This is a genomic window from Salinivibrio costicola subsp. alcaliphilus (assembly GCF_001996185.1).
Classification (GTDB): domain Bacteria; phylum Pseudomonadota; class Gammaproteobacteria; order Enterobacterales; family Vibrionaceae; genus Salinivibrio; species Salinivibrio costicola.
In genome coordinates, this window is sequence record NZ_MUFR01000097.1 from 1 (window position 1) to 1,367 (window position 1,367).

At 53.8% G+C, this 1,367-nt stretch carries 1 rRNA gene; it reads left to right on the forward strand.

Going from position 1 to position 1,367, the window contains the following annotated elements:
* Positions 1–1,333 (forward strand): 16S ribosomal RNA (locus BZJ21_RS15285); the annotation flags it as partial.
* Between the last annotated feature and the right edge of the window lie 34 nt (positions 1,334–1,367).

Below are 1,367 nucleotides of genomic sequence, written 5' to 3' on the forward strand. Positions count from 1 at the left end.
TAAGCTATCGCGTTGGGATGGGCCCAGTTAGGATTAGCTAGTTGGTAAGGTAATGGCTTACCAAGGCAACGATCCTTAGCTGGTTTGAGAGGATGATCAGCCACACTGGGACTGAGACACGGCCCAGACTCCTACGGGAGGCAGCAGTGGGGAATATTGCACAATGGGGGAGACCCTGATGCAGCCATGCCGCGTGTGTGAAGAAGGCCTTCGGGTTGTAAAGCACTTTCAGCAGTGAGGAAGGTCGTGTACTTAATACGTGCACGGCTTGACGTTAGCTGCAGAAGAAGCACCGGCTAACTCCGTGCCAGCAGCCGCGGTAATACGGAGGGTGCGAGCGTTAATCGGAATTACTGGGCGTAAAGCGCATGCAGGCGGTTTGTTAAGTCAGATGTGAAAGCCCGGGGCTCAACCTCGGAACCGCATTTGAAACTGGCAGGCTAGAGTCTTGTAGAGGGGGGTAGAATTTCAGGTGTAGCGGTGAAATGCGTAGAGATCTGAAGGAATACCAGTGGCGAAGGCGGCCCCCTGGACAAAGACTGACGCTCAGATGCGAAAGCGTGGGTAGCAAACAGGATTAGATACCCTGGTAGTCCACGCCGTAAACGCTGTCTACTTGGAGGTTGAGGTTTTAGACTTTGGCTTTCGGCGCTAACGCATTAAGTAGACCGCCTGGGGAGTACGGCCGCAAGGTTAAAACTCAAATGAATTGACGGGGGCCCGCACAAGCGGTGGAGCATGTGGTTTAATTCGATGCAACGCGAAGAACCTTACCTACTCTTGACATCCAGCGAAGCCTTTAGAGATAGAGGCGTGCCTTCGGGAGCGCTGAGACAGGTGCTGCATGGCTGTCGTCAGCTCGTGTTGTGAAATGTTGGGTTAAGTCCCGCAACGAGCGCAACCCTTATCCTTGTTTGCCAGCACGTAATGGTGGGAACTCCAGGGAGACTGCCGGTGATAAACCGGAGGAAGGTGGGGACGACGTCAAGTCATCATGGCCCTTACGAGTAGGGCTACACACGTGCTACAATGGCAGATACAGAGGGCAGCGAGACAGCGATGTTTAGCGAATCCCTTAAAGTTTGTCGTAGTCCGGATTGGAGTCTGCAACTCGACTCCATGAAGTCGGAATCGCTAGTAATCGTGGATCAGAATGCCACGGTGAATACGTTCCCGGGCCTTGTACACACCGCCCGTCACACCATGGGAGTGGGCTGCACCAGAAGTAGATAGCTTAACCTTCGGGAGGGCGTTTACCACGGTGTGGTTCATGACTGGGGTGAAGTCGTAACAAGGTAGCCCTAGGGGAACCTGGGGCTGGATCACCTCCTTACTGACGCTATTCTTGCGAGTGTTCACACAGATTG